This window comes from Algoriphagus persicinus (assembly GCF_035156415.1).
GTDB lineage: Bacteria > Bacteroidota > Bacteroidia > Cytophagales > Cyclobacteriaceae > Algoriphagus > Algoriphagus persicinus.
The window spans coordinates 1-1,276 of sequence record NZ_JAYEEY010000070.1 but is presented as its reverse complement, the minus strand read 5'-3'; the positions used below and the strand labels follow the sequence as shown (position 1 = coordinate 1,276).

Annotated in this window: 3 protein-coding genes; all 3 read left to right on the top strand. The window is 45.9% G+C overall.

The window, feature by feature from the left end; translation table 11 throughout:
* Positions 1 to 57 precede the first annotated feature (57 nt).
* Entirely contained in the window at positions 58 to 351 is a 294-nt protein-coding gene (gene tnpA / locus U3A58_RS21675) for an IS66 family insertion sequence element accessory protein TnpA (RefSeq protein ID WP_323826368.1), read from the top strand.
* 20 nt (positions 352 to 371) lie between these two features.
* On the top strand, positions 372 to 698 hold the full coding sequence (tnpB, locus tag U3A58_RS21670) for an IS66 family insertion sequence element accessory protein TnpB (RefSeq protein ID WP_323826367.1): 327 nt from the start codon (positions 372 to 374) through the stop codon (positions 696 to 698).
* 233 nt (positions 699 to 931) lie between these two features.
* The coding region (locus U3A58_RS21665) for a transposase (RefSeq protein WP_323826482.1) at positions 932 to 1,276 on the top strand (345 nt) is incomplete at its 3' end.

Here is a 1,276-nt window from a genome sequence, read left to right as displayed (position 1 = left end):
GTATGCGTCCGACAAAACCATATTGATATAGGAGTTCTAAATATATAATGTTGCAGGATGAAAAAGATAAGCAACGAAGCGTATTATTCCCTGTATTGTAAATGGCAGGAATCCGGTCAGAGCAAGGCAACCTTTGCCGCATCGGAAGGCATCCCGAAAGCAACCTTCTATTATTGGTGTAAGAAGTTTGACGCCGATTCGGTCACTACAGCTTCCCCTTCCCCGTTTTCGATTATTCCGATGGATCATATCACGGCAAGTCCTGTCGCCAGGATCAGTTATCCCTCCGGAGTCAGTGTGGAACTGTTTGGGGTTGTGGACGTGGTAACTGTCCGTGAGCTGGTGGGCTGATGCTGGCCCTGTCCAGCTCTGTGAGGTACTTCATGTACCATGAGCCAACTGACATGCGTTTTGGGATCAACTCGCTTGCCGGGCTTGTCCGAAATAAACTTGGTTTTGACCCGATGAACGGAGACGTATTTGTTTTTATCGGCAAGCGATCCAACCAGATCCGCTTTCTGCAGTGGGACCGGGACGGTTTTGCCATGTACATCAAAAAGCTTGAACAGGGTACTTTTGAACGTCCTGCACTATCGGGAAACGCTGTCACAAGCAGTCAGCTCAGTCTGCTGTTACAGGGGGTAAGGCTAGTTTCGGTGAGCTTCAGAAAGCGTTATGACCCCTTAAAAAGAGACTGAAAATAGTCTGTTTATTTTGAGCTAAAAGTGGCTTTAAATACTTATTAAGGCACTTTTTTACCTATATTTAGGTCATGGAAAACAAGGAGACGGACTACAAGAAACTGTATGAAGAGACCTTGTTGGTGCTGTCCGAAAAAGAAGAGGCTCTTGCTGAAAAAGAAGGGANTTTATTTTGAGCTAAAAGTGGCTTTAAATACTTATTAAGGCACTTTTTTACCTATATTTAGGTCATGGAAAACAAGGAGACGGACTACAAGAAACTGTATGAAGAGACCTTGTTGGTGCTGTCCGAAAAAGAAGAGGCTCTTGCTGAAAAAGAAGGGATTCTTGCTGAAAAAGACCATGTGATCGCCAATCTGGGTTTTGAGCTGGATAAACTCCGCAGGTATATTTTCGGGTTTAAAAGCGAGAAACGCAACGGCAATACAGGGGACAACCAGATGGGTCTTTTTGTACTCGGTGTGACCCAGTCAGTACAGGAAGAGCTGTCCTGCTCGGTGGAGCAGCAGAAACCAGCCCCGAAGAAACGGGCCAAAGGAACTGGCCGTATGAGTCTGCCTGAAGAGCTGACCAGA